Source organism: Pseudoroseomonas cervicalis ATCC 49957, assembly GCF_000164635.1.
In the GTDB taxonomy this organism is placed as follows: domain Bacteria; phylum Pseudomonadota; class Alphaproteobacteria; order Acetobacterales; family Acetobacteraceae; genus Pseudoroseomonas; species Pseudoroseomonas cervicalis.
The window spans coordinates 1-1,996 of record NZ_GG770924.1 but is presented as its reverse complement, the minus strand read 5'-3'; the positions used below and the strand labels follow the sequence as shown (position 1 = coordinate 1,996).

At 71.9% G+C, this 1,996-nt stretch carries 3 protein-coding genes; all 3 read left to right on the top strand.

Annotation, left to right across the window (positions count from 1 at the left end):
* Positions 1-191, top strand: a 191-nt coding sequence (locus tag HMPREF0731_RS20390; protein WP_040614237.1) for a hypothetical protein, incomplete at its 5' end; no start/stop codon positions are given.
* 124 nt (positions 192-315) lie between these two features.
* Entirely contained in the window at positions 316-1,743 is a 1,428-nt protein-coding gene (locus HMPREF0731_RS20385; RefSeq protein WP_007006118.1) for a class II fumarate hydratase, read from the top strand.
* Complete coding sequence (locus HMPREF0731_RS20380) at positions 1,740-1,958, top strand: ribbon-helix-helix domain-containing protein (protein WP_007006117.1); 219 nt, start codon at positions 1,740-1,742, stop codon at positions 1,956-1,958. Before HMPREF0731_RS20385 ends, HMPREF0731_RS20380 begins: the two co-directional genes overlap by 4 nt.
* Positions 1,959-1,996 lie beyond the last annotated feature (38 nt).

The window sequence follows — 1,996 nt, the reverse complement described above, 5'->3', positions numbered from 1 at the left end:
CCCTCGCCTCGCCCCCGCCCGCCTATTACGCCCCGCCGCCGGCCTATTACGCGCCGCCGCCGCGCGTGGTCTATGCGCCGCCGCCGGTCTATTACGCCCCGCCGCCGCCCCCGCCGGTCGCCTATTACGCGCCGCCCCCGGTGGCCTATTACGCGCCGCCGCCGCGCCGGCACTACTATTACGGCTGGTAAGGCCCGCCTCGGCCGCCCCGCGGATCCGTGCCCCCGGCGCGGGTCCGCCTCGCGCCGCGCGGAACCTGTTACCGGCGCCCCGGTCTTCCCACACTGAGAGTCCGTCTCAGGCAGGAGCACCGCCATGGCCGCCACCCCCGACACCGCCCACCGTATCGAGACCGACAGCCTCGGCACCATCGAGATCGAGGCCGGCCGCTACTGGGGCCCGCAGACCGAGCGCGCGCGCCGCCTGTTCCGGATCGGCACGGAGCGCTTCCCGCGCATCCTGATCCGCGCCGTCGGCCTGCAGAAACAGGCGGCGGCCGAGGCCAACCAGGCGCTGGGCGAACTGCCCGCCGATCTCGCCGGGCCGATCGCCCGCGCCGCCGCCGAGGTGGCGGAAGGCCTGCGCGACGCCGATTTCCCGTTGCCCGTCTGGCAGACCGGCAGTGGCACCCAGACCAACATGAACGCCAACGAGGTCATCTCGAACCGCGCCAATGAGCTGCTGGGCCAGCCGCTCGGCAGCCGCAGGCCGGTGCATCCGAACGACCACGTCAATCGCGGCCAGTCCTCCAACGACAGCTTCCCCACCATGATGCACATCGCCGCCTCCGAGGCGGTGACGCAGCGGCTGATCCCGGCGCTCGGCGTGCTGCGCGAGTCGCTGGAGCGGCGGGCGGCGCAGTGGGGGGACATCGTCAAGGTCGGCCGCACCCATCTGATGGACGCGGTGCCGGTGACGCTGGGCCAGGAATTCGCCGCCTGGGCGGCGCAGGTGGCGCATGGCCAGGACCGGCTGCGCGGCGCCCTGCCCCGGCTGCTGCTGCTGCCGCAGGGCGGCACCGCCGTCGGCACCGGCCTCAACCGCCACCGCGATTTCGACACCGCCTTCTGCGAGCGGATCCGGGCGCTGACCGGCCTCGACTTCCAGCCCAACCCGAACAAGTTCGAGGGCATGGGGGCGGAGGACGCCTTTGTCGAGCTGGCCGGCGTGCTGAACACGCTGGCCGTGTCGCTGACCAAGATCGGCAACGACATCCGCCTGCTCGGCAGCGGCCCGCGCAGCGGGTTTTCCGAGCTGTTCATCCCGGCGGACGGGCTCTCCTCCTCGATCATGCCGGGCAAGACCAACCCGACCCAGTCGGAGGCGCTGACCATGGTGGCGGCGCAGGTCATGGGCAACCACACCGCCATCACCATGGCCGGCGCCCAGGGTCACCTGGAGCTGAACGTGTTCAAGCCGGTGATCATCCACGCCACGCTGCAATCCGTGGCGCTGCTGGCCGATGCGGCCGAGAGCTTCGCCCACAACATGGTCGACAAGCTGGAGCCGAACCTGCCGCGAATCGCCGAGAATCTGGCGAAGTCGCTGATGCTGGTCACCGTCCTTAATCCCCGGATCGGCTATGACAAGGCGGTGCAGACGGCGAAGCTGGCCCTGGCCGAGAATCTGACGCTGCGCGACGCCGCCGTGCGGCTGGGCCATGTGACGCCGGAGCAGTTCGATGCCTGGGTGCGGCCGGAGCTGATGGTCACCCCGGGCGCCACGCTGGACGGGGCGGGATGACCGGACGACACCTGCTGAAACGCTCCTTCACCCTGGCGGGGCACCGCACCAGCGTGGCGCTGGAGGCGCCCTTCTGGTCGGTGCTGGAGGCCATGGCCAAGGCGGAAGGCATCACCCTCTCCGCCCTGGTGCAGCGCGTTGACGCGGCACGGGCCGAGCCCGATCTGCCATTGGCGAGCGCGCTGCGGGTCGAGGCGCTGCTGCGCCGGCCCTGAGGGCGCGGCTCAGCGCGCCGCGCGCCAGCGCAGCCAGT

Excerpts from the sequence above, each read along its gene's own strand:
- HMPREF0731_RS20385 (WP_007006118.1), top strand. The coding sequence starts at position 316 with ATGGCCGCCACCCCCGACACCGCCCACCGTATCGAGACCGACAGCCTC.
- HMPREF0731_RS20380 (WP_007006117.1), top strand. The coding sequence starts at position 1,740 with ATGACCGGACGACACCTGCTGAAACGCTCCTTCACCCTGGCGGGGCAC.